Source organism: Ochrobactrum sp. AN78 (assembly GCF_029909885.1).
Classification (GTDB): Bacteria; Pseudomonadota; Alphaproteobacteria; order Rhizobiales; family Rhizobiaceae; genus Brucella; species Brucella quorumnocens.
In genome coordinates this window covers 1-23,666 of sequence record NZ_JASAMU010000023.1, presented here as the reverse complement: position 1 = coordinate 23,666, position 23,666 = coordinate 1, and the positions used below count along the sequence as shown (strand labels likewise).

The following is a 23,666-nucleotide window of genomic DNA, read 5'->3' as shown; positions in this document are numbered from 1 at the left end:
GCCGGTCAGATCGGGGGCTTGGCGCTGCGTCCTTCATCAAGAAGTGTCGCATTTCTATCTGGCCACCGGTGTCGCATCTCTACCCAGCATTGACAGTATGTGTAACCTGGATACATTCTATTTTAAACTGTAACATGCCAATGAATTCATGGTGTTAGCCTTGTAGGCGATTGGATGTCTGATTGTTATTAGCAAAGCACTTTGTCCGAACGTCGCAGGCTATTTGCGCTTGAACAGCTCAAAGTCCCTCTTGGCGATAATGCGCAACTGATGGGCGTCATCGCTCGACGATCTATCGGGAGATCAGGCCCAACAGCTTATCGGTTGTAATGACGGGCTTTTTCTCTCCGGTTCATCTTATTCAACGATACAAGGATCATTTCGTCGACGAATTCATGCGCCGTTTGCGACTAAAAGTAGTATGGTGGAGTCCTAATACACAATTAGGTGTATCCAATCCCGGAATATCGGATACGCCCATGAACAAATTAGAACAGGTAAAACCTGCCGCTGGCTGGTATTTTATCGATGCTACCGCAGCAGTCGCCACATGTTCGATATTCCTTTGACTAATGCCGGCAGCGTACTCGTCAGAGCGCTCTATTAGATTGTTTTAGCGAACAGTATTTCCGGAGACTTTTTCTCATTATTCGGATTGCGCTTCACCAAAGCGTTAAACAGATCACCAGGAGGTCATCATGACAGCAGAAAATATCAACAACACTACAGAGCGAGCCCTGCCCATCAATCCACAACACGACCAGAAGCACGCTGCCAGTAAAGGTGAACTGAAAAAGGCTCATCATCAAATGACAGCACCATCAAAAGATTGGACGAAACTGGCCAATATCTTAAGGCGCTCATGCGGCGGTTTTTCCCGCTCACGTTCATCGCGTCTCACGTCCATACCAAGCAAACGAAATGAGAAATAATGCCGTGTTGGCGCACGACGGTTGTCGTGGACACTACTATTCAGACATCTGGAACGAGAAATAAGACTTCCAGAATATCCTCAATATCTATGATAAATGTGAGTTCCAGCCGCGATCCCATGCCGGTTCCCCACTGAAATTATCGGCCAGATAATCGACCAGAGCTCTGACCTTTATAGCCAGATGTCGGGCCGGTGGATAAACCGCATAGATACCAAGTGGACTATCTTCAAACTCAGCCAGCAACTGTTGCACTTCACCATTACGAATAGATGGACCGGCTATAAAAGTCGGTACGTGCGCAACCCCCAGCCCAGCGGAAGCAGCTTGCAGACAGGCCTCGCCATTTGAAAACTGAAGCCGTCCGGCAATGCTGACAGATTGTATTTCTCCATCCGGTAACGGCGCAAAACGCCAGACGAACGGCTCGCGGAAATTCGTATCGACGATACAACTATGTCTGGATAGATCGCGTGGATGCTGCGGTGCGCCCTGCTCCCGAATGTAATCCGCTGCGGCTACGAGCACAACGCGAGCATCACATAATCGCCTTGCAATAAGCGTGCTGTCGAGCGGTTTTCCTATCCTGACGCCAATATCAAAGCCCTCGTCGACAAGATTGACGATACGGTCGGAAAAGCTGACTTCCATCTGTATGTCAGGAAATGCCTTGGCAAACTTAAGCAACACAGGTGTCAGCTGTAGCGTTCCGAAGGACATGGGCGCAGTAAGCCTTATTCGCCCACTCGGCGCCCCGGATGCATTACGTACAGATGCGTCCAGCGCATCAAAATCATGCAATAACCCTTTGATCCGGTGATAATATGCATACCCGACCTCGGTCGGAGAAAGCGCTCTGGTGGTCCTCTTTATGAGTTGAACGCCGAGAGCTGCCTCAAGTTTGGATATGAGCTTGGAGGCCTGCCCGCTGCTTGTGCCGAGGCGCTGAGCGGCTGCGGAAAAGCTGCCCGTATCCAGTACAGCAACAAACATCCGCTCGCTATCAAGCCGATCCATAACTGTTTCCATTCTGACTATTTTTACACATATTTTGCGTAAAATAGCCAGAATATGGAAATAATCAAAGCAGCCGTTTTAGATTTGAACGCTGACTATCCCGGGTAAATCAGGGCCAAGCGGTACAATACCTGTCGGGTTCAATGCCTTGATTGAATAATAACCACGCTTAATGTGGTCGACATTGACTGTTTCGCGGACACCCGGAATTTCCAGAACACGCAACAGCCACGCGCTCAGACCCGGATAATCCGCAAGTTGGCGAAGATTGCATTTAAACAAGCCAAAATACGCTGCATCAAACCGTATGAGCGTCACAAACAGCCTGATATCCGTTTCCGTCAGGCTCTCGCCAAACAGGAATGGACCCTTTCCATCAAGCTTCTCCTCAAGCACGGCAAGCGCCTTAAATACGTCGCGGAAAGCTTCCTCATAAGCAACCTGTGTCGTGGCAAACCCCGTGCGATAAACACCGTTGTTGAGACGAGGATAAATGTACTCGTTCAATGCATCTATTTCTGGGCGCAAGGCTTCCGGATAGAAATCGAAACCCGCGCTGGCAAGGTCACCAAAACCTGAGTTCAGCATCCGCAGAATGTCGGCAGACTCATTATTCACGATAGTTTGCTTATGCTTGTCCCACAGCACAGGCACTGTGGCGCGGCCATTATAATGCGGATCGGCTTTCGTGTAGATTTCATGCATGTAGGTGGCGCCATTGACAATATCGCGATCTGCGCCGGGATAATCGCCAAACCGCCAGCCTTGATTGGTCAGAGCAGGCTCCACCACAGATACAGAAATAACATCTTCAAGCCCCTTAAGCTTACGACCAATCAACGTGCGCGAGGCCCACGGACAGATATAAGCAACATAGATATGGTATCGGTCAGCTTCCGCTTTAAAGTCCGCCTCGCCTGTCGGTCCCGCGCTGCCGTCAGGCGTTACCCAGTTTCGAAAGCCTGAAATCTGGCGCACGAAGCCGCCTTTTTCGTCCTTGGCTTGCACCGGCTGCCAGTCTTCTGTCCACTTACCATCTACAAGCATGGCGCTTATCCTTGAAAATTGTCGTTAGAATTGCGGAGAGTTCCCTCCCCGCAAATCCAGCAAATGGCGATGTCTGCTATTTAGGCAGATGCACTCGGCTTCACAGCATAGGCGCCATTTCCAGCCAGTGCTACGGCGAGAAGGCTCACGATCCAGAATGCCGGAAACTCCCAACCGCCATTAGCATTGGTGAAGAAGAACCCGGCGGCACCGTGAACCGTAAAGATTGCGCCAAGAAGGATCGGGATCAGAGCGACGGCCGCAACACGTGGATAGATGCCGATAATCAGTGCTGCGGCACCGATCAATTCCCAAAGAATGGTGGCATAGGCAAACCAGCCAGGCAGACCGAGCGATCCGAAAAATGCTGCGGTTCCCGCAGGTGTGAATACAAAGATTTTCAGTCCAGCATGGGCAAGGAAAAGAATGCCTAGTGCGAGACGAAGAAGGAAAATTGCATAAGGGGCGGTACGATTATCGATCACGATAGACCTCATTTCCAACAATGAATGTTTGAGACCAAACATGCCGAAAAGTTTGTGAAATGATTAGATAGTCGTTACGAATTGAACTTCTTCCAAAATGGAAGAAATCAAAAATGGGCGCATTCACGCATGTTGAGCCATCTTGCAGTGGAGGCGAGATCGCATTAACAACAGCCTCATTCTTCTGGAGAATTTTCATGGCAGGTGGACGCCAATCTATGCCGCCGCTTAACGCGCTCGTCGTGTTCGACAGTGCTGCGCGTCTTGGCAGCTTTTCGCGCGCGGGTCTGGAACTCGGCCTTACTCAGAGTGCTGTCAGTCGTCAGATTGGCAAGCTAGAAGCCTTTATCGGCTCGAAGCTGTTCAATCGCCTCCCCGTCGGCGTTCAGCTGACCACTATGGGGGAAAGCTACGCCTCCGATGTCAGCCGTTTGCTTGGTGATTTGACCGCAGTCACAGACGGTCTGCGTGCATGGACCGGCCCTCGACAGATCACCATCGCCTGCTCACGTGGGATTGCCGATCAATGGTTCCTGTCGCGTGTAGGAATGCTTAAAGCAGAAATTCCCGGTATCGAAATCCGGCTGCGCGTAACCGACGATGTGGCGCATTTACGTCTGGACGAATTTGACCTGGCCCTTTTCTATCGCAAAGAACGCCCCATTGGAGTGAACCTCACAGTGCTCGGACGTGAAGAAGTCGTTCCGGTTTCAGCGCCCGGCACAGCCAGTATCATGGAGCAGGAAACACCTGTTCTTCTTTCAATAGAAGATACAATGCGCGAATGGCAAGGTTGGCCAGAGTGGTGGCAGGATGCCCGCCTCTCTCCTCCTCCCGGCGCACTTGAATGGCGGCTAGGTGACTACGGCCTCTGCGTTGCAGCGGCTACACAAGGTATAGGCATTACACTTGGCTGGACATGGCTCATCAAGGAGCAGCTTGCGGCAGGTACGCTTGTACCTGTCCACGACCATATGATGCGATCCGACGCCTATTTCTACCTGATGCGGCCTGCTGACCGTCATCAGCGCAAAATTGTGCGCGAAGTGTCCGACTGGCTGATCGCCAGCAATGGAACAGATGTAATCACATAAAGATGATCAGCTTTATTCCGCAGGCGCCATCGCTGCGCGGCGGCGCGCTATCACGCGGAAACGCACATAGCCAACAATTGTAAAGACAAGCCACGCGATTTGCGTGATGATGGAACCCAGATTAAAGTTCCACGAAAGTGAATAGATCAGCGCTATACCGCCCAGGATATTAAGCACCGTGATGATGGCATCGTCCACCGTGTAAATCCGCAGCTGAATCAGGGCATAAGCAGAAAGATAAAAGACTGCGCCCAACAAGCCAACGATATCCGGCAAACCCATTTTGATCTCCACGATCAGCAAGAATTCAATCGCAGAAGCCGCTTCTTTTACAGAAGAATATGCCCCCGCAGGTCACTGTGGAGTGCTCCTTTATTCCTGTTCGCGTAAAAGCCAAGAGGACATTTGGCATGGGGGTATGCATAAAAGTCATACCAGAAAAACCGCCTAGAACCCTTGAAAACTTAGGGATGTGTGGGCTAGTCCAACCCGCAAAATCGAATTAGCTATGCATAAAATACAAGCTAAGACTTCAATAGGGGTAACGCATGACTGAGCACCGTAACGATTTTAACCTCTCCCGCCGCACCTTCATGACAGGCGCCGCAGGTTTTGGCCTCCTCGCCGTCACCGGCATGAGCGGCCTGATCACCTCGCCGGCAGCCGCCGCAACGGAGGGCACCCCACAGAAAGGCGGAGTTCTTAAGCTCGGCATTGGCGGCGGCTCCACCACCGACAATTTCGATCCGCGCCTTCTGAAAGATTGGGTTCCAGTCAATCAGGCTTACATGCTGATGAACGGCCTTGTCGAAATCGACGCCGACAACAAGGCCGTGCCTGAGCTGTTCGAAAGCTGGGAACCATCAGCCGACGCCAAGGAATGGACCTTCAAGGTTCGTCAGGGCGTAACCTTCCACAACGGCAAGACGCTCGATGCCGACGACGTCATCTATTCGATCAACCTGCATCGCGGCGAAACCACATCCGGTGCGCGCTCGCTGGCGTCAGAATTCACCGATGTCGTCAAGGTTGACGCTGGCACAGTCAAGATTGCGCTGAATAGCGGCAATGCTGATCTGCCTTACATCCTGTCAGACTACCACTTCCTCGTGGTTCCAAAGGACTGGACCGATTTCAACAAGCCGGTTGGCACCGGACCTTTTGTCTTCGAGCGTTTCCAGCCAGGCGTGCGTTCGCGTTTCACGCGCAATGAAAGCTACTGGAAGCCAAATTCGGCATGGGTCGATGCGGTTGAAGTGATCGTCATCAACGACGTGTCTGCCCGTACCAACGCTATGATGTCCGGTCAGGTCCACGCCATCAACCAGCTCGACTTCAAGACCGTCGATCTGTTGAAGCGCAACCCGAACCTCAATATCGTCCAGTCTTCTGGTGGCCAGCATTTCTCTTTCCTGATGGATTGCACGCAGGCACCATTTACGGACAACAATGTCCGCCTTGCAGTCAAGCATGCCATCGACCGCGATCAGCTGCTCAAGACCGCTTTGCGCGGATATGGACGACTGGGCAACGACAATCCCATTCCAAGCACTGACCCGTTCTTCGACGCAGCACTGCCACAGCGTGCCTACGATCCGGAAAAGGCCAAGTTTTATTTGAAGCAGGCTGGTATGGATTCGCTGAAAATTCAGCTGTCCGCCTCGGATGCCGCCTTTACAGGCGCCGTCGACGCAGCAGCTATCTTCCGCACCGCCGCCGCCAAGTCGGGCATCGAGATCGATATCAAGCGTGAGCCAGCAGACGGATATTGGGACAATGTCTGGATGAAGGCGCCATTCTGCATGTCCTATCGTGGTGGTCGTCCGACCGCTGATCAGGCCCTGTCGATCGCTTATGCATCCAACGCTTCGCAAAACGATACGCATTGGAAGAGCGCTGATTTTGACGCCAAGCTGCTCGAAGCCCGTGCAATGCTCGATCTGGCCAAGCGCAAAGAGATCTACGCCGAATTGCAGGCCATGATCAGCAATGATGGCGGCGCGCTTATTCCAATGTTCGGTGACTATCTCGACGCCACCTCCAAGAAGCTCAAGGGCGTGACCACGCATCCGATGTTCAACCTTATGGGTGCGCGTCTCGCGGAAAAAGTCTGGCTGGAAGCATAATGTTCGTTCTTATCCTCAAGCGTGTAGGGCTTGGTGCCCTCACGCTACTCCTCGTGTCGGCGTTGATTTTCGCCGGCACGCAGATTTTACCGGGTGACGTTGCCTCTGCTATCCTCGGCCAGAATGCAACGCCGGAAGCGCTCGCCACGCTGCGCGAAAGCCTCGGTCTTAATCAACCACTCCTTGCACGCTATTTCTCTTGGCTTGCTGGTTTCGTTACGGGCGACCTTGGCACTTCGCTTGCCAACCAGCAGCCGGTGGCCGACCTCCTGTGGCCGCGTTTCTGGAACACGATGGCCCTTGCAGCCTTTGCCGCTGTCGTCAGCGTTCCTATCGCTATTCTTCTCGGCCTCATCACTGCGGTAAAGCGTGGCGGCATTTTTGATCGTGTTATCAATATCGTAGCGCTATTTTTTGTTTCTCTACCTGAATATTTCCTCGGTCTGTTGCTGATCCTGTTCTTGTCGATCCGCTTCAACATCCTGCCAAGTCTCGCCGACACGTATGAAGGCATGACGTTTCTCGAATGGATACAGGCGACTGCCCTGCCCGCACTGACACTGGTTCTCGTCACCGTTGCGCAGATGATGCGAATGACCCGTACCGCTGTGCTGTCAGTCATGGACCAGGCCTACGTTGAAACGGCATATCTCAAAGGCCTGCGCACCAAGCGCGTTGTGACCAAGCACGCTCTCCCAAATGCGGCGGCTCCAATCGTCAATGTGGTGGCGTTCAACATTGCTTACCTCATCACGGGCGTGGTGCTTGTCGAAGCCGTCTTCAACTATAACGGCCTTGGACGTTTCATGGTTGATGCCGTTTCCAAGCGTGACCTTCCGCTTGTGCAGGCTGCGGCCCTCGTCTTCGGTGCGGCCTATGTCATTCTCAATATCATCGCCGATGTCGCTGCCATCGCACTCAATCCGCGCCTGAGGCACCCACGATGAAGACAATGAAGAAATCTATTCCCTTAACAGCGTGGGTCGGTCTCGCTATCGTCACGCTGTGCCTTTTGATGTTCCTGTTTGGCCCGCTGATCGCGCCTTATGGTCAGGAAGAAATCGTCGGCGCGCCGTTTGATCCGCCATCGGCACAGTTCTGGTTCGGTCTTGATCAGAATGGCCGCGACATGCTTTCGCGCCTGCTTTTTGGTGCGCAGATGTCGATTGGTGTCTCGCTGGCTGCATCGCTCCTATCGTTCAGTGTCGGCGTGCCGCTCGGCTTCCTCGCTGCCATTTTCGGCGGCTGGGTCGATACGGTTCTGTCGCGCATTGTCGATACCGTCATGTGCATTCCGGTGCTCATTTCGGCACTCGTCATCCTGCAGGCGCTCGGTTCGTCACTGCCGGTTCTGATCATCACTATCGCATTGCTCGATTCCACCCGTGTGTTCCGTTTGGCGCGTATCGTGGCGCAGGGCGTAAATGTGCTGGAATATGCCGAAACCGCACGTCTTCGCGGCGAAGGTCTTGGTTGGCTGATCTGGCGTGAAATCCTGCCGAACACATTGCCGCCGCTGATTGCGGAATTTGGTCTGCGTTTCTGCTTCACCTTCCTCTTCGTTGCCGGTCTGTCGTTCCTTGGCCTTGGCATCCAGCCGCCATTTGCGGATTGGGGCGGCATGGTGAAGGACAACCAGCAGGCTATTCTCTATGGCCTCTACGCACCGCTGTTCCCGGCGGCTGCAATCGCCATCCTCACTGTTGGCGTCAACCTCGTCGTTGACTGGCTTCTGGCCGGACGCACGACCACGCAGGGAGCTGATCGATGAGCAAGGATATCGTTCTTTCAATCTCCGACCTCGTCGTCAAAGCACCCAATGACGCAACGCTTGTCGATCATGTGGATGTGACGCTGAAGCGCGGCGAAGTGCTTGGCCTGATTGGTGAATCCGGCGCAGGCAAGTCCACCATTGGACTTGCAGCCATGGGCTATGGCCGCGGCGGCTGCAAAATCGCCGAGGGCACCATTGTCGTTGACGATATTTCGTTGATGGACGGCACCCGCGAGACCCGTGAAAAGGCACGCGGCGCACGTATCGCCTATGTGGCGCAAAGTGCGGCAGCGTCGTTTAACCCGGCGCATCGCATTGGCGATCAGATCATGGAAGGCCCACTATATCACGGCCTCATGACCAAAGCCGAAGCTAAAGCGTGGATGCTGGAATTGCTGCATACATTGCAGCTTCCAGACGCCGATACATTTGGCGATCGCTATCCGCATCAGGTTTCCGGTGGTCAATTGCAGCGTGCCATGGTTGCCATGGCCATGTCGTGCCGCCCGGATATTCTGGTGCTGGACGAGCCGACAACCGCGCTTGACGTGACGACCCAGATCGAAGTGCTGGCACTGCTCCGCAGCCTCATCCAGCGGTACAACACTGCAGCGCTTTACATCACGCATGACCTTGCGGTTGTGGCGCAAATCGCCGACCGCATCATGGTTCTGCGTCATGGCAAGATGGTCGAGCTTGGTTCTGCGGAGCAAATTCTCGAAGCCCCAAAGCAGGAATATACCCAGCGTCTGGTATCCGAGCGCGAAGCCAGCATTTCGGGCGAACAGGCCGAGCATAAGACCGGCGAAATCCTGCTCGAAGTGAAGAATGCAACTGCTTACTATGGCAAGAAACTCGTTCTGACCGATGTGGGCTGCTATATCCGTCGCGGCGAAACTCTTGCAGTTGTGGGTGAATCCGGCTCAGGCAAATCGACACTTGCGCGTGTGATTGCAGGTCTGCCGCCCCATTCAAGCGGTATCATAACGCTTGCCGGACAGCGGTTGGAAGCGAACTACAAAAAGCGTTCGCGTGAAGAACTGCGCCGCATTCAGCTGGTCTATCAGCTCCCTGACGTGGCACTAAATCCACGCCAGACGGTTGGTGAAATTATCGGTCGCCCGATGAAGTTCTATTTCGGTATGAATGAAGATCAGCGAGAGATTGAGGTCAAGCGCCTGCTTGAACTCATCGGCCTGTCTGCCGACTTTGCAAGCCGCCTTCCCGGCGCGCTTTCGGGCGGTCAGAAACAGCGCGTGTGTATCGCACGTGCGCTGGCAGCAAAGCCTGATCTTATCATCTGCGATGAAGTCACTTCGGCGCTCGACCCTCTGGTCGCTGAAGAAATTCTCAGGCTCCTGCGTAAATTGCAGGATGAATTGCAAGTGTCATATCTCTTCATCACCCACGACCTTGGCGTCGTACGTCGGCTCGCCGATCGCACCATGGTGATGCAGAAGGGCAAGGTGGTCGAAACAGGCACCACAAAGGCAATCTTCGAACCGCCTTATGAGCCCTATACGGAGCAGCTCATCACGTCCGTTCCGGAGCTGCGCCGCGACTGGCTGGACGACATCCTGAAAGCACGTGCTGCCAGTTAATCTACCGATGCGGCGCTAATGCCGCACCGGCTTCTCTTTATAGACATTGGAACCGATCATGACCGTCAACATCACCGAGCATCTGTGGATCACACTCAAGGATGGCACCCGTCTTGGCGCGCGCCTGTGGCTGCCTGAAGGCGCCGAGGAAAATCCTGTTCCTGCTGTGCTCGAATATATCCCATACCGCAAGCGCGATGGCACGCGTGGCCGCGATGAGCCAATGCATGGCTATTTCGCGCAAAACGGTTATGCCGCGATCCGCGTTGATATGCGCGGCACGGGTGAATCCGACGGCCACATGGCCGATGAATATATCCAGCAGGAACAAGACGATGCGCTGGAAGTCATCGCCTGGATTGCCGCGCAACCATGGTGCAGCGGCAATGTCGGCATGATGGGCAAGAGCTGGGGTGGCTTCAACGGCCTTCAGGTCGCCGCATGCCGCCCACCTGCGTTGAAGGCAATCATCACCGCCTATTCGACCGACGACCGCTTCCGCGACGACATTCACTACATGGGCGGCCTGCTGCTCAACGATAATCTGTGGTGGGGCACGATCATGCTCGCCTATCAGTCGCGTCCGCTTGATCCGGCGATTGTGGGTACCGGTTGGCGCGATGCATGGATTGAACGTCTGGAGCGTCTGCCGTTCTTCCCTGCCCTCTGGCTCGAACATCAGCATTACGATGAATACTGGAAGCATGGCTCGATCTGCGAAGACTGGTCGGCGATCCAGTGCCCGGTTCTCGCTATTGGCGCATGGGCCGACAGCTACACCAACGCGGTTCCGCGCCTGCTTGAAAATCTTCAGGTTCCAGCACGCGGCATTATCGGCCCATGGGGCCATGTCTATCCGCAGGATGGTGTTCCGGGGCCGGCAATCGGCTTCCTGCAGGAAGCAGTGCGCTGGTGGGACCAGTGGCTCAAGGGCGTCGAGACCGGCGTCATGGACGAGCCGAAGCTTCGCGCCTATGTCTGCGATACCATCGAGCCAACCGGCTCGCGCGATTTCACCAATGGCCGCTGGGTCGGTGAAAAGAACTGGCCTTCGACCGAAATCACACACACGCCTTTCGCGCTTGGTGCTGACTTCTCGCTGGGCAAAGCCGATGCATCCAAGGGCGTACTCACGATTTCCTCGCCAAACAGCCATGGCAAGGCCGGTGGCGAATGGATGGCGACGGGTTGTCCGGGTGAGCACCCAACCGATCAGCGTCTTGACGATGGCGGTTCGCTCAACTTCGACACCGCTGTTCTGACGCAAGATCTCGAAATTCTCGGCGCTCCCGTTGCACGCCTGACATTCACTGTCGATCAGCCGGTTGCACAGATTTCGCTGCGTCTGAGCGACATTCTGCCCGATGGCCGCATCACCCGTGTCAGCTATCAGGTCTTCAACCTCAACCACGTCAACGGCCATGACAAGCCGGAAATGCTGGTACCGGGCAAGACCTATGAAATCGCGATCAAGCTGAATGATAGCGGCTACAGCTTCAAGCAGGGTCATCGCATCCGTCTTTCGGTTGCAACCGGCTATTGGCCAATGGTCTGGCCATCGCCAAAGCGCGTAACGCTGACACTCGACACCGCTTCATCGGTTCTCGATCTGCCAGTGCGTGAAGTCGCTGCGATTGATGCAAAGGTCGTATTCCAGAAGCCAGCGCATGGCCCTGCAACGCCGATGACGCAGCTTGATCCGGGCAGCGTGCGCCGCTGGACCGAGCAGGATCACGTCACCGGCGAAACGCTTTATGTGACTGAAGGCATTGGCGGTCTGTTCGGCGAAGGCGTGCTGCGCTTTGACGATCTTGGCACCCAGTTGAGCCATAGCCTCAAGCGCGAACTGCGCATCAATGACAATGATCCGCTGTCTGCATCCTATGTGCTGACACAGGCCTATCAGATGGGTCGTGAAGGCTGGATGATCGACATCGACAGCACCACCAAGATGCATTCGGACGCTGAAAACTTCTACATTTCCGGTGTTCTGACGGCGAAGGAAAATGGCGAAGCGGTTGTCACCCGCGAATGGAACCAGACCATCCCACGCGATCATCTCTGATCGATTGCAAACGAGCCAAACAAAAATACCCCCGCAGCCAAACGCGGGGGTATTTTTTTATCTCCTATTCAAAAAGCGGCTGTATTTTTATGCAGCCGCTTTTCGCTTCTTTATTAATGCGAAGGCTGATCTCGCACCGCTGAAACATCGGTTGCGGAAACTGCACCAGCTTTGTTGCCCCAAGCAGAACGAACGAAAGTTGCAAGCTCTGCGACTTCCTCATTTGACAAGCGGTCGGCATAACCTTGCATCACCAGACGCATTGGACGCTTTTCGGTCGAAGGCACTTCCGCACCATGCAGAATGATCGAGATCAGAGGCTTTACTTCCGAACCAGTGACCAGATCATTGTTTGCCAATTCCGGGAAGATTCCAGGAGCGCCCTTGCCCGTCACAAAGTGACAAGCTGCACAGTTGTCAATGTAGAGGCGTGCGCCGACTGGCATATTCGGAGAGGCTTCGGTCAGCATCTTTGCAGTCTCTTCACCAGCAGCATCGGCAGGAGCTGCAGGCAATGCTGTCGGAACCTTCTCGGCAAAGTTCTGTGGAACTTCAACCGCTGCACCGTCGATCCCCTTAAGGAAAGCAGCGATCGCCAGATTGTCGGCATCGGTCAGATGCTGAAGGGAATGTTCGACAACAAGCCCCATTTCGCCATTTGCAGTTGAATGTGCATTGCGACCGGTTGCGAGATACGAAGCCATTTCCTCGACGGACCATTTCTGAGGCGCCGACTGTGGGCCACGCAACGAAGGTGCATTCCACCCATCGACCACGCCACCCGTAAGGAAGGCCTTGTCGCCAGCCTGAATGCCGTCCTGCGCCATCAGGATGTTACGTGGGCTGTGGCAGGCTGCGCAGTGTGCCGGACCTTCGACAAGATACTGGCCGCGTTCCTGGACTTCGTTCTTACCCGCAGGCGTGAAACCAGCCTTATGGTTCAGAGCGAGCCAGTTCCACGCGCGGATACCGAAGCGCATGTTGAACGGGAAGCCGAGTTCGGTCTGCTGCACTTCATTCTTTACCGGTTCCACTTCATGCATGAAGTAGTCGTAAAGCGCACGGACATCTTCTTCGGTTAGCTTACGGTAGTTTTCGTATGGCATGGCCGGATAAAGATGTGCTCCATCGGCACGAATGCCGTCATAAAGCGCTGCACGAAACTGATCGAGTGTCCAGTCACCGATACCTGTTTCCTTGTCCGGGGTGATATTGGTGGTCCAGATAGTGCCCATCGGGCTTGCAATCTGACGGCCACCAGCAAAGGACTTACCCCCTTCCGCTGTATGGCAAGCCATACAGTCGGAAGCGTACATTACATACTCGCCCTGACCCTTTGCTGGCTTCCAGTCAGCAGCAAGCTCTTTCGTTGGCTTGGTCAGCTGCACCGGAACGAACAAGAAAGCCAGAAACGCGATAACTCCCAGAACGACCAGAACGCCGATGATACGAAGAAAAGTTTTCATGACTATTCTCCTCAAACCAGCGGACGTGGATTGGAAAGATACTGTGTACGGATCGCATGCGCGGTCCAGTAAGCCAGACCACCGAGAAGACCGGTCGGATTATACTGCGTGTTCTGCACGAAGTTACCCGCGCCCAGCATGAACACGTTGTGCTTGTCCCATGCCTGCGAAAAGCGGTTGACCACACCCTCACGCGGATTGGCCGACATGGTGTGACCGCCAGTCGTATGTGTCGTCTGGTAAGGACGAACGTCGAACTGCGAACCTTCCTTCTTGAAGGACGACTGTATCAAGTCCGGGTTCATGGTCTTGGCCAGTGCTTCAGCCTTGCCCTTCATGAACTGGGTCATCCGGATATCGTTCGGATTCCAGTTGAAGGTCATTCGCATCAAAGGACGACCATGCGGATCCTTATAGGTCGGGTCGAGGTCAAGGTGGTTAGTCTTGTAAGCCATGACAGAACCATGGGTTCCGATATTCATGGAGTGACCGTACCACTCAGCAATGGCGTTCTTCCAGCCTGCACCCCAACCGGGTGTGCCTGATGGCAGCGTCATGCTGCGGATTGGCTGACCATTGGTCTGGCCCGAACGCCAATAAGCACCGCCGATGAAGCCCTCGCGACCAAAGTCGATCTGGTTTACCCCGAAATCATCGATGCACATGCCGTTTGCGCCCGTGCCGATGAACGGGTTGAACTCTTCATTCTTGAAGAAGAGCGTCACACCACCAGTGAGCTGATAGGCATAGTTACGGCCCGTTACGCCTTCGCCTGTTACCGGATCGTATGGTGTGCCAATTCCGGACAACAGCGCCAGATGCACGTTGTTGAGCTGGAACGATGCCATGATGACGATATCGGCGGGCTGAAAGACTTCTTCCTGCGTTTTGTCGTCAAAATAAGTAACGCCGGTTGCAGTCTTACCGTCCGGTGCCATTTCAATGCGCAGAACTTCAGATTCCGTACGGTAGGAGAAGTTCGGCATACGCTTCAGCGCATCCAGAATGGTCGTCTGTGGCGATGACTTCGAATATTGATAACAGCCGAAACGCTCGCAGAAACCGCAATGGTTGCACGGTCCCATCTGCATGCCATATTCATTGACATAGGACGTTGAAGCAATGCCGCCCGGTGATGGGAACGGATGATAACCCATGGCCTTTGCCGCATCGGCAAATTTCCGGCCATCCCATGTCGTATGCATTGGCGGCATCGGATATTCGTTGGCGCGCCAACCTTCAAAAGGATTGCCACCTTCAACGATCTTGCCGTTGATGTTGCCAGCTTTACCCGAGATACCTGCAACGCGTTCGAAACGGTCGAAGAAAGGTTCCATTTCGTCATAAGTGACAGGATAGTCGCCAAGAAGCATATCTTCCGGGATGATCTGCTCGCCCCAGTTTTCAAGAACATGCGAACGAAGACGCAGTTCTTCTGCCTGCGGACGCCAGTTCAGGCCGTTCCAGTGCGTACCGGCACCGCCGACACCATTGCCCGGAAGAAACGAACCGAAACTGCGATAAGGCAGTGCGATTTCACTGTCAGTGCGGCGTATAGTGACCGTCTGTTGGCTGGCGCGCTGCATCATCTTGAGACGCACACCATATTTCAGCTCATCGATCATGTTCGGATATTTGAAATCCGGAACCGTATTTTGATCGTGACCGCGCTCAAGAGCAACGACTTCAAGACCTTCCTGAGCCAATTCCATTGCAAGAATCGCGCCGGTCCAGCCGAGGCCAACAATGACCACGTCTTTTCTCTTTTCCTGACGTGCCATGTTAAGCCCTCTCGCCCTTGATGGAAACCGGGCCTAGTGGGTAACGAACATTGTAGCGCTCAACCCATTCCTTATAACTGCCGCGTGCGCCGGGGAAGCCGATATAGGTCCACGACTGCATGCCGTGATTGCCGCCATACATCGGATCGGCAAAATAGCCTTCTTTGGTATTCTGCAAGAGAATGCCAAAGAAATCGCGCAGCTCAGGCTGCAAGCCAACTTCACCCTTCTGAAGGGATGTGAGTGCTGCGTCCTGCTGCTCTGCAGTCAAAGCGGAAAATGCAGCACCATACTTCTGCTCGCACCAGCCGTTGAATGCTGGAATTGCCTGACGATAGATCTGCGCAGGGTTAAGCGGGGTCTGCCAGCCGCGCGTCGGATCTGCCGAGGCATCATGCGGGCCAACCATGTACCAGTCGTCTGCGCGACCATAGTCGCCAGCGAGCTGAAGATCGATGAATACAGGAACACGGGTTTCGATGGCACCCGGGCCATCACCGTCAGACGGGATCAACCTTGCTGTCGCAGCGAGGATAAATGTCCATTCAAGATCATTAAAATATTGGCGTTCGTATTGTTCGAGAGCAACAGGGGGCGTCGACTGTTGCGCCTGAGCTGACACAGCCAATCCTGAAAGCATCACGCTTGCTGCGGATGCTTTCAAAAAGCTGCGCCGGCTCGGATAGCCGGGGAGGTCGGTCATTTGTCGTTTCCTGCCGATTAGGTGGGTAAGACGGTTAAATTTGTTTCGGGGGATTCCATATATATTATGGCATTATGAAACAAAGTGTTGCGATATACAAACATTTGCCACAATTCAAATTTCGAGAATTCGGTTTGTTTGTAAGGGGCGTGACCGAGGCCCATATTGTGGGCGTTTGTCCATCTTCCGAAATTTTAAAATAAAATAATGAAATCAATGGGATGATTTGTTCAAAAACCCGCTAAAACTTGCTAATTATTTTCATATTTTCGTATATGCACAAAACCGTGATCAGGCTCGAAGTCCCCTCTTTTGAGCCTGCAGTAAGTCACGATTCTCTCGGCATTCGAGGCAAACTGGTCAGCAGCTTTCGCGTATAGGCATGTTGCGGATGAGCAAGAATGTCTCGCGTATTGCCCTGCTCAACAATCTTGCCTTTTTCCAGCACGATCAGTCTTTCACAAAGCAAAGCCACAAGTGCGATATCGTGCGAAACAACCACGAAAGTCGTGCGTTCGGACAATGTCCGCATGAGATCAATGATACGCGCACGCGTGGTAAGATCGAGCGCGCTCACCACTTCATCGGCAATAATCAGGTCGGGGTTGGCGACAATCGCCCTCGCAATCGCGATACGTTGACGCTGACCGCCTGAAAACTCATGCGGATAACGTGTTGCTGCATCTTCTGGCAGATCGACCGCAGCCAGTGCCTGCGCGACAGCCTGCGCAATGTCTGTCTCGATTTTCAGCGAGCGCAGCGGTTCAGCAATGATGTTGAACACGCGCTGGCGCGGATCGAGTGACGAATAAGGGTCCTGAAAAACCGCCTGCACCGAACGGCGAAAGCCACGCATGAAGCTGCGGTCTTTGATGTTGAGCTTCTGGCCGCGAAAATTCACATCGCCGGATGTTGCGACCTGCAATCCTAGAAGCAGCTTGAGAATGGTTGTCTTGCCGGAGCCAGATTCACCCACAATGCCAAGATTGCTGCCGCTTTCAAGTGTGAGATCGATGCCGTGCAGCACGGTTTTGCCGCCACTATAGGCAAACGATACTTTGGAAAGATCAATGAGGCTCATCGCGCCACCTCCAATGCAGCGTCGAAGGCTCGCGCGGCTGCAACAAGTCCCTTGGTATAGTCTTCAACGGGATTGGCAAAAAGCGCAGTCACTGGACCCTGCTCGATCAAATTGCCGTGCCTGAGTACGAGCGCCCGTTCGGCAATGCTTGCAACGACCGGCAGATCATGGCTGATGAACAAAAGCCCCATGCCTTCATCGCGAACGAGTTGCTCAAGAAGTTTAAGGATTTCCGCCTGCGTCGTCACATCGAGTGCTGTTGTCGGCTCATCGGCGATGAGCAGCTTTGGACGACAGGCAAGCGCCATGGCAATGGCTGCACGCTGGCGTTGACCGCCCGAAATTTCATGCGGCCATGAGCGCGCAATGCGTTCGGGTTCCGGCAGGGATACACGTTCAAGAAGGCTCATCACTTCGCCTTTAAGTTCCGCTTTGCCAAGCTTGCGACCATCGCGCGATGCACGCGTCTGCACGACTTCGGCAACCTGCTTGCCAATCCGCATCAAAGGATCAAGTGCCGTCATCGGCTCCTGAAAAATAGCGGCGACGCTGCGTCCACGCAGCGGAACAAGCGCGCGATCACGCGCCCCGATAATCTGATGGCCTTCGAGCGTGATAGAGCCGCTTGCTTTCATTCCGTCCGCAAGCAGTCCCATGACGGCCAATGCGATCAGTGATTTGCCGGAGCCGGATTCACCGATCAGGCCGACGCGTTCGCCCTGTGCGACTGAGAAAGATACGCCGGAAACGAGAACGCGGCCTGCTGTTTCGATCTCAAGATTTTCAACGTTCAGCAATGGGCTCATCGTTGCCTCCTCCGCGTTGGATCGGCCACATCACGCAAGCCATCTGCAAAAAGATTAAGCCCGATGACGAGCGAAACCAGTGCCAGACCCGGTGCGATTGCACCGAAGGGAGCCGTATAAACCGAAGCCTGTGCTTCCTGCAGCAACCGTCCCCAGGAGGCGTTTGGTGGCGGAGTACCGAGCCCAAGATAAGACAGTGAAGCTTCGGCAATAACGGCCAGTCCGAACTGCAGCGCGAAATTGACAATCAGTGTCGGCCAGATGTTCGGCAGCACATGGATACGAACGACACCGAGCCATGACGTGCCGGAAATGCGCGACGCTGTAACATAATCCATCGCCAGAACGCGTTTGGCGAGAATGCGTGTCAGTCGCGCGACGATGGCTGATGCTGCAATGCCGATTGCGAGAATGGCCGTCGAAAGGCTTGCGCCATCGCTTGAAGCGACGATCAGCATGGCAAGCAGCAATGTTGGAAAAGCAATCAGAATATCGAGCGTTGCAGCCAGCATATCGTCGAGTGTCTGCGTCGCAAAAGCGGCCAGAACACCGATGGTGACGCCAATCACAGCACTAATGGTGACAGCGCCGAGGCCCACAAAAAGCGCGATGCGTGAGCCAACCATGATCTGCGTCATGAGATCGCGACCGAGCCGGTCTGTGCCTGCCCAGTGTTCCCATGATGGCGCTGCCAGCCGTCCGCCAACCATGTCGCCAACCCCATAAGGTGTCCAGAACAGCGTAAGCAGTGCAACAACGACATGAATGGCCACAAGAATACCGCCGACCACGAGAGGCCAAGGCAATCGGAAACTTTGCGAAGATGTGGTGATGCGGCTCATGCGCGGCCTCCCGCAGACCGGCTGCGCAATCGCGGATCGATCAAGCGTTGCACCAGATCGGCAGCGAAGCCCACCAGAAGAACCAGAAGCGTCGAGACGAACAAGACGCCTTGCACATTTAGATAATCACGCTGCTCAATACCCAATAGCAGCATGGAGCCGAGGCCGGGGAGCGAGAAAACGCGTTCCACCACCACAGCGCCAAGAAGCGTTGAAGCGAGTTCGATACCAAGGATCGAAATCACAGGAACTGCGCCATTTCGGATGCCATGGCGGATCAGCGCTTGCGAGAACGTAGAGCCCAGCGCGCGCGCCGTGCGCAGGTAATCGCTGCCCAATACATCCTGCGTTGCCGAACGAACATAGCGGATGAGCGATGCCGACATGACAATGGCAATGGTGATGACCGGTAATGTCAGCGACTGAAATGCAGCAGGCGCGGACTGCCAACCACGTGAAGGAAAACCACCCGATGGGAACATGCGCAGTTTAACAGCAAAGATCCAGACCAGCAGAATACCAATCCAGAAAACAGGCACTGCGATGCCAAGCTGTGAGATCACAGAAATGATCGAGCCATACCAGCTCTTCTGACGCACAACCGAAAGGATGCCAAGCGGAACGGCGATGATTATCGCGAGCACGAAAGCCATCAATGTCAGTGGCAGCGTCACAATCAGGCGTTTGCCAATTTCAGTCAAAACAGGTGCGCCGCTGACAAAGGAATTGCCGAGGTCAAAGCGCACAAGTGAGCCGACGAACTGTGTGAATTGCTGATAGAGCGGGAGGTCGGAGCCGACCTGTTTACGCGCAGCTTCAATCTGCGCGGCGTCAGCACCAACCGAAACCAATGCATTTGCTGGATCACCCGGCAAAAGGCGCAGCAGCAAAAACAGAACGATAGCTGCGACGAATACCGACAGGATCAGAATGGCCGAACGGCGCAAAATATAGGCAAGAATGGCGACTACCTCTCGGGTATGACGGAGCAGTTTTTAGCCACTCAAAAATGCGATAACGCCGCCGGAAAATAATTCAGGCGGCGCTTCGTGTCGAGTATCAGTTCTCGATTATGGACAGCTGATTAGTTGTCTGTTTTCTCAATATCATAAGCAAAGAACTGTGAGTTCAGACCATTGACCGGATATCCGCTGACTGACTTTTTTGAAACCACGATCTGCGGATAGAGATAGAACCAGTTGCTGGCTGCATCTTCGGCAATGATCTTGTTGGCTTCGGTCAACTTGGCCGTCTGTTCATCGGTGGTGGAGCTTGCTTCGGCTTCCTTGATAAGATCAACAACCTTCGGGTTGTTATAGCCCCAATAGAAATCCGGATTGCCATAAAACACGATATCACGGTGATTCACATGCTCCTGCAAGGTCGCCTGGAAATCATGTGCTTTGTAGACCTTCGTGTACCATTCATTGGCCGTGATGATATTGATGTTGACCTTCACGCCGATCTTGGCCAGTTCGCTCTGGATGAACTGAGCGGCAATCGGATGCGGGTCATAGTTCGGCGTATCGATGGTGAAGCTGAAACCATCCGGATAGCCCGCTTCCTTCAAGAGCTCCTTGGCGCTTTCAGGATTATAAGCGTCAACGCCGGTCAGATCGACATACCATGGATCTGTTGGTGGAACGAACGAACCAATCAGAGTGCCATAGTCACCCCAAACTGCATTGAGCAGCTTCTTGTCATCGATAGCACGAGCCAGTGCTTTGCGAACTTTCACATTGTCGAAAGGTGCAACGCGGTCGTTATAGGCGAGAAGCAACTTGGTCGTGGACTTGCCTTCGCTAACAGTAAAGTCAGGGTTATCCTTGAACTGTGCCAGCGAATCCGGGCTCTGAACAGAAGTGATAATATCGACCGAACCGGTCAGAAGCGCATTGTTGAGCGCGCTCGCATCGGTGAAATACTGGAAGACAACTTCTTCATTTTTCGGCTTCGTACCCCAGTAGCCATCAAAACGCTTGATGGCGAGCGATGAACCGCGACGCCAATCTTCCAGCGCGTAAGGTCCAGTACCATCTTCCTTCGACTGGAAGTCGGTAGCTTCATCATTCACGACCCAGACATAGCTGAGATTGTAAGGCAGCGAAATTGAGCGAGACGAAAGCTTGACGACGACGGTTTCATCATCAGGCGTTTCAATGCCCGTAATAGTCTTGAGACTGCTCTTGCGTGAGCTTTTGGATTCCGGCGCTGCGACACGCTCGATGGAGAACTTGACGTCCTTCGAGGTCAGTGGTGCTCCAGAGTGGAACTTGACGCCCGGCTGAAGCTTGAACGTATAGGTCAGGCCATCATCGCTGACAGTGTAATCCTTCGAAAGAACCGGCTCGACCTTGCCATCATCATCCAGACGGAACAGTGCTTCATAAACATTGCCATTGAAGGCTTCGTTGATGCCCTGCCCCGCACCTGCGGTGTTGTCGAGGTTCTGCGGCTCGTAGAGCGATCCGATATTGATCGTCGCATCTGCGTCGTTTTCTTGGGCATAGGCCTGAGTGAACGAGCCGAAAGCGAGCGCAACGCTTAGCGCCGTGGTCAGGCCCCAGTTGCTCAACTTCATTTTGCGATTAAGAATGGTCAAACCGCTCATTTTATTCTCCTGCTTCGAGGTCGCCATAGGGTCCTCAGTTGATACAGGTTATACAGCGACCATCTGAGCGACGATAAGCGGCGCAGCTGTGCTATACGAGGATTATTTAGAAGATTATTCTATAATAATCAAAATTTGTAGATGATTTATCCTTAACGATAGTCGGATAGCTCACCAGCTTCAAAAATTGGATTACCAAGTCGCTCCGTTTTATATAAACGATGATAAACCAATGGCTTCGTGATGCACGATCACGGCCTGGTGGCATTGAGAGAACATAATGAGCCAGATCAATCGCGATAGAACCAAGACACTTCTTGAAGCGGAGGGGCTTGATGCGCTTGCGTTGTTTCAACCTGAAAACTTCCGCTATGCGACCGGTGTAGCAGCCGGTGTCGCGACTATGTGGGGGCGGGCGGGCTCTGCCATTGCACTGGTGCCAGCTGATGAAAAGGCAAAACTCGGCGTGGTCATCAGCGATCATGCCTATGCAGCTGCTGCGCATCTTGGCGACAGGATCGATTTCCGCACGCATCGTATCTGGATCGATATGGTGACGGTCCACAATGCAAAAACAATTGAAGATATCAATGCAGCCTACAGGCAGGCAAACAATATCGGCCCGCGCGCTGAGACCTTCGATCAGGAAGCAGCTTTCAGGCTTTTAGGTGATCTGCTGGCAGAGCGTGGGCTTTCCAAAGCAAAGATCGGTGTTGATCTGGAGTTCATGCCAGCGGCTGATTTTGCGGCTCTCAAAAAAGCGCTTCCATCGGTTGATTGGCAGGATGCTTCCATTCTCGTCAAGGGCCTGCGTCTTATCAAGAATGCCCGCGAAATCGAGTATCTGCGAAATGCAGCCCGTTATGCAGAAAGCGGGCTGGAAAATATGCTGAACACCGCCCGACGCGGCTCCAGCCTGAATGCACTTTCAGCAGCCTGGTTTGATGGCGCCACACAGGAAGCCAGCCGGAATGGTCAGGTCCTTTCCGGGCATTGGGCTTATATCTCGACCGGCCGTGATCTTCAGGACATGAAGGCCGAGCTCAAAGAAGGTGATCTTGTGAAAGCCGATGTCGGCACCCTGATCAACGGCTATTCATCGGATGGTGCGCGCACTTATGTCTGCGGCAAGCCCGATCCGCTTGCGGGCGAGATCTACAAGGTGTTGCAGGAAAGCTTTGCGGTAGGCGAAGCGCTGTTAAAGCCCGGTACGCGGTTCTGTGATGTCCATGCAGCAATGCTTGGCATCATGCGTAAGCGCGGTTTCAGCGAATATTATCGCGGCCATTTTGGCCATTCGGTGGGTGCGGCCGTTGGCATTGAAGAATGGCCGTTTATCTCAAGCAGCAACGAAATGCTGATTGAACCAAACATGGTGCTGGCGCTGGAAACACCGTTTTACGCCAATGGACTCGGCGCGCTGATGATCGAAGAACAGTTTCTGATAACCGAAAGCGGTGCGCAAAGCATGAACAGGCTTTCACGCGAATTGATATCCATCGGATAGAACTCCCCTGTGAGCGAGACTTATTCGCCCTTCGTGAGAATCCTTTCGCGGCGGCGGCGTCTCCATGGCCATTCACCATCGATTTCCGCTTCCAGAGAAAAACTGAGGAAGGTCCTGATCAAAACGATCAGCCCCAGCAGGCCAACGCTTTCCCATGTGAGCGGGGAAATAATGGTGGCGATGATATCTGCACCGATCAGAATTTCCAGACCGAGGAGGATGCCGCGACCAAGATTGGCGCGGTAGCGTGTATAGGCTTTCTCGCCTGAAAGTACGAAAACGTCTTTAAGATAACCAAGCGTTGCAACGGCGACGCCAATTAGGATCACGGCCACACCAAAGAACTCGAGAGCTGACGCCATCGGCTCCAGGAACGGCGCAATCAAACTTACGAACTCACCGCGCTCCACACCCGCATTCATATTGGTGCCCCCATGTCCAATAAAGATCATACGAGAGCTTAATTCGGAAAGCTTAAGGAATATGCGGCAACCTTCCCAGCCGCAGAGCCAAAATCTGGTTGCTCCACCTATGCTTTAACAGCCACTTTTCGGCCTCATACTGTTCACATATACTTGAATAAATTGCGCCTCATTGGTCGATTGAGCCAATTTCAAGGCTTATTGTCTACTAATATGAATACAATGCGTGAACCATTTGCGATCTAGGCGCAGCCCTTTGAAAGGCCTATCTCTCAATCATCGAAACGACGAACACACCGTCGCTTC

At 53.8% G+C, this 23,666-nt stretch carries 21 protein-coding genes; 8 read left to right on the top strand and 13 right to left on the bottom strand.

Translation table 11 applies throughout. From position 1 onward, the window contains the following. The first annotated feature begins 698 nt into the window (after window positions 1-698). On the top strand, window positions 699-932 hold the full coding sequence (locus QBD00_RS23200; RefSeq protein WP_318580656.1) for a hypothetical protein: 234 nt from the start codon (window positions 699-701) through the stop codon (window positions 930-932). A gap of 87 nt (window positions 933-1,019) precedes the next feature. On the opposite strand, the gene QBD00_RS23195 is transcribed toward QBD00_RS23200, so the two are convergent. The 3 genes from QBD00_RS23195 to QBD00_RS23185 all read right to left on the bottom strand — a co-directional run bounded on the left by QBD00_RS23195 (window position 1,020) and on the right by QBD00_RS23185 (window position 3,481). Beyond that, complete coding sequence (locus QBD00_RS23195) at window positions 1,020-1,949, bottom strand: LysR family transcriptional regulator (RefSeq protein WP_151091492.1); 930 nt, start codon at window positions 1,947-1,949, stop codon at window positions 1,020-1,022. 78 nt (window positions 1,950-2,027) lie between these two features. After that, window positions 2,028-2,996 carry a glutathione S-transferase family protein gene (locus QBD00_RS23190; protein WP_318580655.1) on the bottom strand — a complete coding sequence of 323 codons (969 nt, stop codon included), beginning with the start codon at window positions 2,994-2,996 and terminating at the stop codon, window positions 2,028-2,030. Window positions 2,997-3,076: 80 nt separating this feature from the next. Further along, the gene (locus tag QBD00_RS23185; protein ID WP_318580654.1) at window positions 3,077-3,481 is read right to left on the bottom strand and encodes a DoxX family protein; all 405 of its coding nucleotides are present in this window, start codon (window positions 3,479-3,481) and stop codon (window positions 3,077-3,079) included. A gap of 197 nt (window positions 3,482-3,678) precedes the next feature. Here QBD00_RS23185 and QBD00_RS23180 point away from each other — a divergent pair, with 197 nt between their 5' ends. Beyond that, window positions 3,679-4,575: a LysR substrate-binding domain-containing protein gene (locus QBD00_RS23180; protein ID WP_151091495.1), complete on the top strand. Its 897-nt coding sequence runs from the start codon at window positions 3,679-3,681 to the stop codon at window positions 4,573-4,575. Window positions 4,576-4,587: 12 nt separating this feature from the next. Here QBD00_RS23180 and QBD00_RS23175 read toward each other — a convergent pair whose 3' ends face one another. Further along, a complete protein-coding gene (locus QBD00_RS23175) occupies window positions 4,588-4,857 on the bottom strand; it encodes a CBU_0592 family membrane protein (protein WP_151091496.1) in 270 nt (89 codons plus the stop codon). 266 nt (window positions 4,858-5,123) lie between these two features. Here QBD00_RS23175 and QBD00_RS23170 point away from each other — a divergent pair, with 266 nt between their 5' ends. The 5 genes from QBD00_RS23170 to QBD00_RS23150 are packed head-to-tail and all read left to right on the top strand — an operon-like array spanning window position 5,124 to window position 12,141. Continuing rightward, window positions 5,124-6,701, top strand: a complete 1,578-nt coding sequence (locus tag QBD00_RS23170) for an ABC transporter substrate-binding protein (protein ID WP_151091497.1) — start codon at window positions 5,124-5,126, stop codon at window positions 6,699-6,701. Next, on the top strand, window positions 6,701-7,648 hold the full coding sequence (locus QBD00_RS23165) for an ABC transporter permease (protein WP_151091498.1): 948 nt from the start codon (window positions 6,701-6,703) through the stop codon (window positions 7,646-7,648). The genes QBD00_RS23170 and QBD00_RS23165 overlap by 1 nt, the downstream gene beginning before the upstream one ends. Before the next feature lie 5 nt (window positions 7,649-7,653). Then, window positions 7,654-8,472, top strand: a complete 819-nt coding sequence (locus QBD00_RS23160; protein ID WP_374891833.1) for an ABC transporter permease — start codon at window positions 7,654-7,656, stop codon at window positions 8,470-8,472. Next, the gene (locus QBD00_RS23155) at window positions 8,469-10,076 is read left to right on the top strand and encodes an ABC transporter ATP-binding protein (RefSeq protein WP_318580653.1); all 1,608 of its coding nucleotides are present in this window, start codon (window positions 8,469-8,471) and stop codon (window positions 10,074-10,076) included. The genes QBD00_RS23160 and QBD00_RS23155 overlap by 4 nt, the downstream gene beginning before the upstream one ends. Window positions 10,077-10,134: 58 nt before the next feature. Continuing rightward, window positions 10,135-12,141 (top strand): CocE/NonD family hydrolase, encoded by a 2,007-nt coding sequence (locus tag QBD00_RS23150; RefSeq protein ID WP_318580652.1) that lies wholly within the window; start codon window positions 10,135-10,137, stop codon window positions 12,139-12,141. A gap of 113 nt (window positions 12,142-12,254) precedes the next feature. Here QBD00_RS23150 and QBD00_RS23145 read toward each other — a convergent pair whose 3' ends face one another. The 8 genes from QBD00_RS23145 to QBD00_RS23110 all read right to left on the bottom strand — a co-directional run bounded on the left by QBD00_RS23145 (window position 12,255) and on the right by QBD00_RS23110 (window position 21,431). Further along, entirely contained in the window at window positions 12,255-13,607 is a 1,353-nt protein-coding gene (locus QBD00_RS23145) for a cytochrome c (protein WP_264230820.1), read from the bottom strand. An 11-nt stretch (window positions 13,608-13,618) separates the two neighbouring features. Next, on the bottom strand, window positions 13,619-15,388 hold the full coding sequence (locus QBD00_RS23140) for a GMC family oxidoreductase (protein WP_318580651.1): 1,770 nt from the start codon (window positions 15,386-15,388) through the stop codon (window positions 13,619-13,621). Between the two features lies 1 nt (window position 15,389). Further along, window positions 15,390-16,091 (bottom strand): gluconate 2-dehydrogenase subunit 3 family protein, encoded by a 702-nt coding sequence (locus QBD00_RS23135; protein WP_095444456.1) that lies wholly within the window; start codon window positions 16,089-16,091, stop codon window positions 15,390-15,392. Between the two features lie 328 nt (window positions 16,092-16,419). After that, window positions 16,420-17,172 carry an ABC transporter ATP-binding protein gene (locus QBD00_RS23130; RefSeq protein WP_318580650.1) on the bottom strand — a complete coding sequence of 251 codons (753 nt, stop codon included), beginning with the start codon at window positions 17,170-17,172 and terminating at the stop codon, window positions 16,420-16,422. Then, complete coding sequence (locus QBD00_RS23125; RefSeq protein WP_318580649.1) at window positions 17,169-17,978, bottom strand: ABC transporter ATP-binding protein; 810 nt, start codon at window positions 17,976-17,978, stop codon at window positions 17,169-17,171. Before QBD00_RS23125 ends, QBD00_RS23130 begins: the two co-directional genes overlap by 4 nt. Then, entirely contained in the window at window positions 17,975-18,820 is an 846-nt protein-coding gene (locus QBD00_RS23120) for an ABC transporter permease (RefSeq protein ID WP_318580648.1), read from the bottom strand. Before QBD00_RS23120 ends, QBD00_RS23125 begins: the two co-directional genes overlap by 4 nt. After that, on the bottom strand, window positions 18,817-19,767 hold the full coding sequence (locus tag QBD00_RS23115) for an ABC transporter permease (RefSeq protein ID WP_318580647.1): 951 nt from the start codon (window positions 19,765-19,767) through the stop codon (window positions 18,817-18,819). Before QBD00_RS23115 ends, QBD00_RS23120 begins: the two co-directional genes overlap by 4 nt. Before the next feature lie 137 nt (window positions 19,768-19,904). Next, entirely contained in the window at window positions 19,905-21,431 is a 1,527-nt protein-coding gene (locus QBD00_RS23110; RefSeq protein WP_318580646.1) for an ABC transporter substrate-binding protein, read from the bottom strand. 280 nt (window positions 21,432-21,711) lie between these two features. On the opposite strand from QBD00_RS23110, the gene QBD00_RS23105 reads away from it, so the two are divergent. After that, window positions 21,712-22,938, top strand: a complete 1,227-nt coding sequence (locus tag QBD00_RS23105) for a Xaa-Pro peptidase family protein (protein ID WP_318580645.1) — start codon at window positions 21,712-21,714, stop codon at window positions 22,936-22,938. A 20-nt stretch (window positions 22,939-22,958) separates the two neighbouring features. On the opposite strand, the gene QBD00_RS23100 is transcribed toward QBD00_RS23105, so the two are convergent. Continuing rightward, the gene (locus QBD00_RS23100) at window positions 22,959-23,360 is read right to left on the bottom strand and encodes a DUF1622 domain-containing protein (protein ID WP_318580644.1); all 402 of its coding nucleotides are present in this window, start codon (window positions 23,358-23,360) and stop codon (window positions 22,959-22,961) included. Window positions 23,361-23,666 lie beyond the last annotated feature (306 nt).

What these genes read in the sequence shown, in the direction of transcription:
- QBD00_RS23125 (WP_318580649.1), bottom strand. Translation starts at nt 17,978, where the DNA reads ATGAGCCCATTGCTGAACGTTGAAAATCTTGAGATCGAAACAGCAGGC.
- QBD00_RS23150 (WP_318580652.1), top strand. Translation starts at nt 10,135, where the DNA reads ATGACCGTCAACATCACCGAGCATCTGTGGATCACACTCAAGGATGGC.
- QBD00_RS23170 (WP_151091497.1), top strand. Translation starts at nt 5,124, where the DNA reads ATGACTGAGCACCGTAACGATTTTAACCTCTCCCGCCGCACCTTCATG.
- QBD00_RS23180 (WP_151091495.1), top strand. Translation starts at nt 3,679, where the DNA reads ATGGCAGGTGGACGCCAATCTATGCCGCCGCTTAACGCGCTCGTCGTG.
- QBD00_RS23105 (WP_318580645.1), top strand. Translation starts at nt 21,712, where the DNA reads ATGAGCCAGATCAATCGCGATAGAACCAAGACACTTCTTGAAGCGGAG.
- QBD00_RS23165 (WP_151091498.1), top strand. Translation starts at nt 6,701, where the DNA reads ATGTTCGTTCTTATCCTCAAGCGTGTAGGGCTTGGTGCCCTCACGCTA.
- QBD00_RS23135 (WP_095444456.1), bottom strand. Translation starts at nt 16,091, where the DNA reads ATGACCGACCTCCCCGGCTATCCGAGCCGGCGCAGCTTTTTGAAAGCA.
- QBD00_RS23100 (WP_318580644.1), bottom strand. Translation starts at nt 23,360, where the DNA reads ATGAATGCGGGTGTGGAGCGCGGTGAGTTCGTAAGTTTGATTGCGCCG.
- QBD00_RS23130 (WP_318580650.1), bottom strand. Translation starts at nt 17,172, where the DNA reads ATGAGCCTCATTGATCTTTCCAAAGTATCGTTTGCCTATAGTGGCGGC.
- QBD00_RS23200 (WP_318580656.1), top strand. Translation starts at nt 699, where the DNA reads ATGACAGCAGAAAATATCAACAACACTACAGAGCGAGCCCTGCCCATC.
- QBD00_RS23195 (WP_151091492.1), bottom strand. Translation starts at nt 1,949, where the DNA reads ATGGATCGGCTTGATAGCGAGCGGATGTTTGTTGCTGTACTGGATACG.
- QBD00_RS23110 (WP_318580646.1), bottom strand. Translation starts at nt 21,431, where the DNA reads ATGAGCGGTTTGACCATTCTTAATCGCAAAATGAAGTTGAGCAACTGG.
- QBD00_RS23155 (WP_318580653.1), top strand. Translation starts at nt 8,469, where the DNA reads ATGAGCAAGGATATCGTTCTTTCAATCTCCGACCTCGTCGTCAAAGCA.
- QBD00_RS23145 (WP_264230820.1), bottom strand. Translation starts at nt 13,607, where the DNA reads ATGAAAACTTTTCTTCGTATCATCGGCGTTCTGGTCGTTCTGGGAGTT.
- QBD00_RS23175 (WP_151091496.1), bottom strand. Translation starts at nt 4,857, where the DNA reads ATGGGTTTGCCGGATATCGTTGGCTTGTTGGGCGCAGTCTTTTATCTT.
- QBD00_RS23140 (WP_318580651.1), bottom strand. Translation starts at nt 15,388, where the DNA reads ATGGCACGTCAGGAAAAGAGAAAAGACGTGGTCATTGTTGGCCTCGGC.
- QBD00_RS23190 (WP_318580655.1), bottom strand. Translation starts at nt 2,996, where the DNA reads ATGCTTGTAGATGGTAAGTGGACAGAAGACTGGCAGCCGGTGCAAGCC.
- QBD00_RS23160 (WP_374891833.1), top strand. Translation starts at nt 7,654, where the DNA reads ATGAAGAAATCTATTCCCTTAACAGCGTGGGTCGGTCTCGCTATCGTC.
- QBD00_RS23120 (WP_318580648.1), bottom strand. Translation starts at nt 18,820, where the DNA reads ATGAGCCGCATCACCACATCTTCGCAAAGTTTCCGATTGCCTTGGCCT.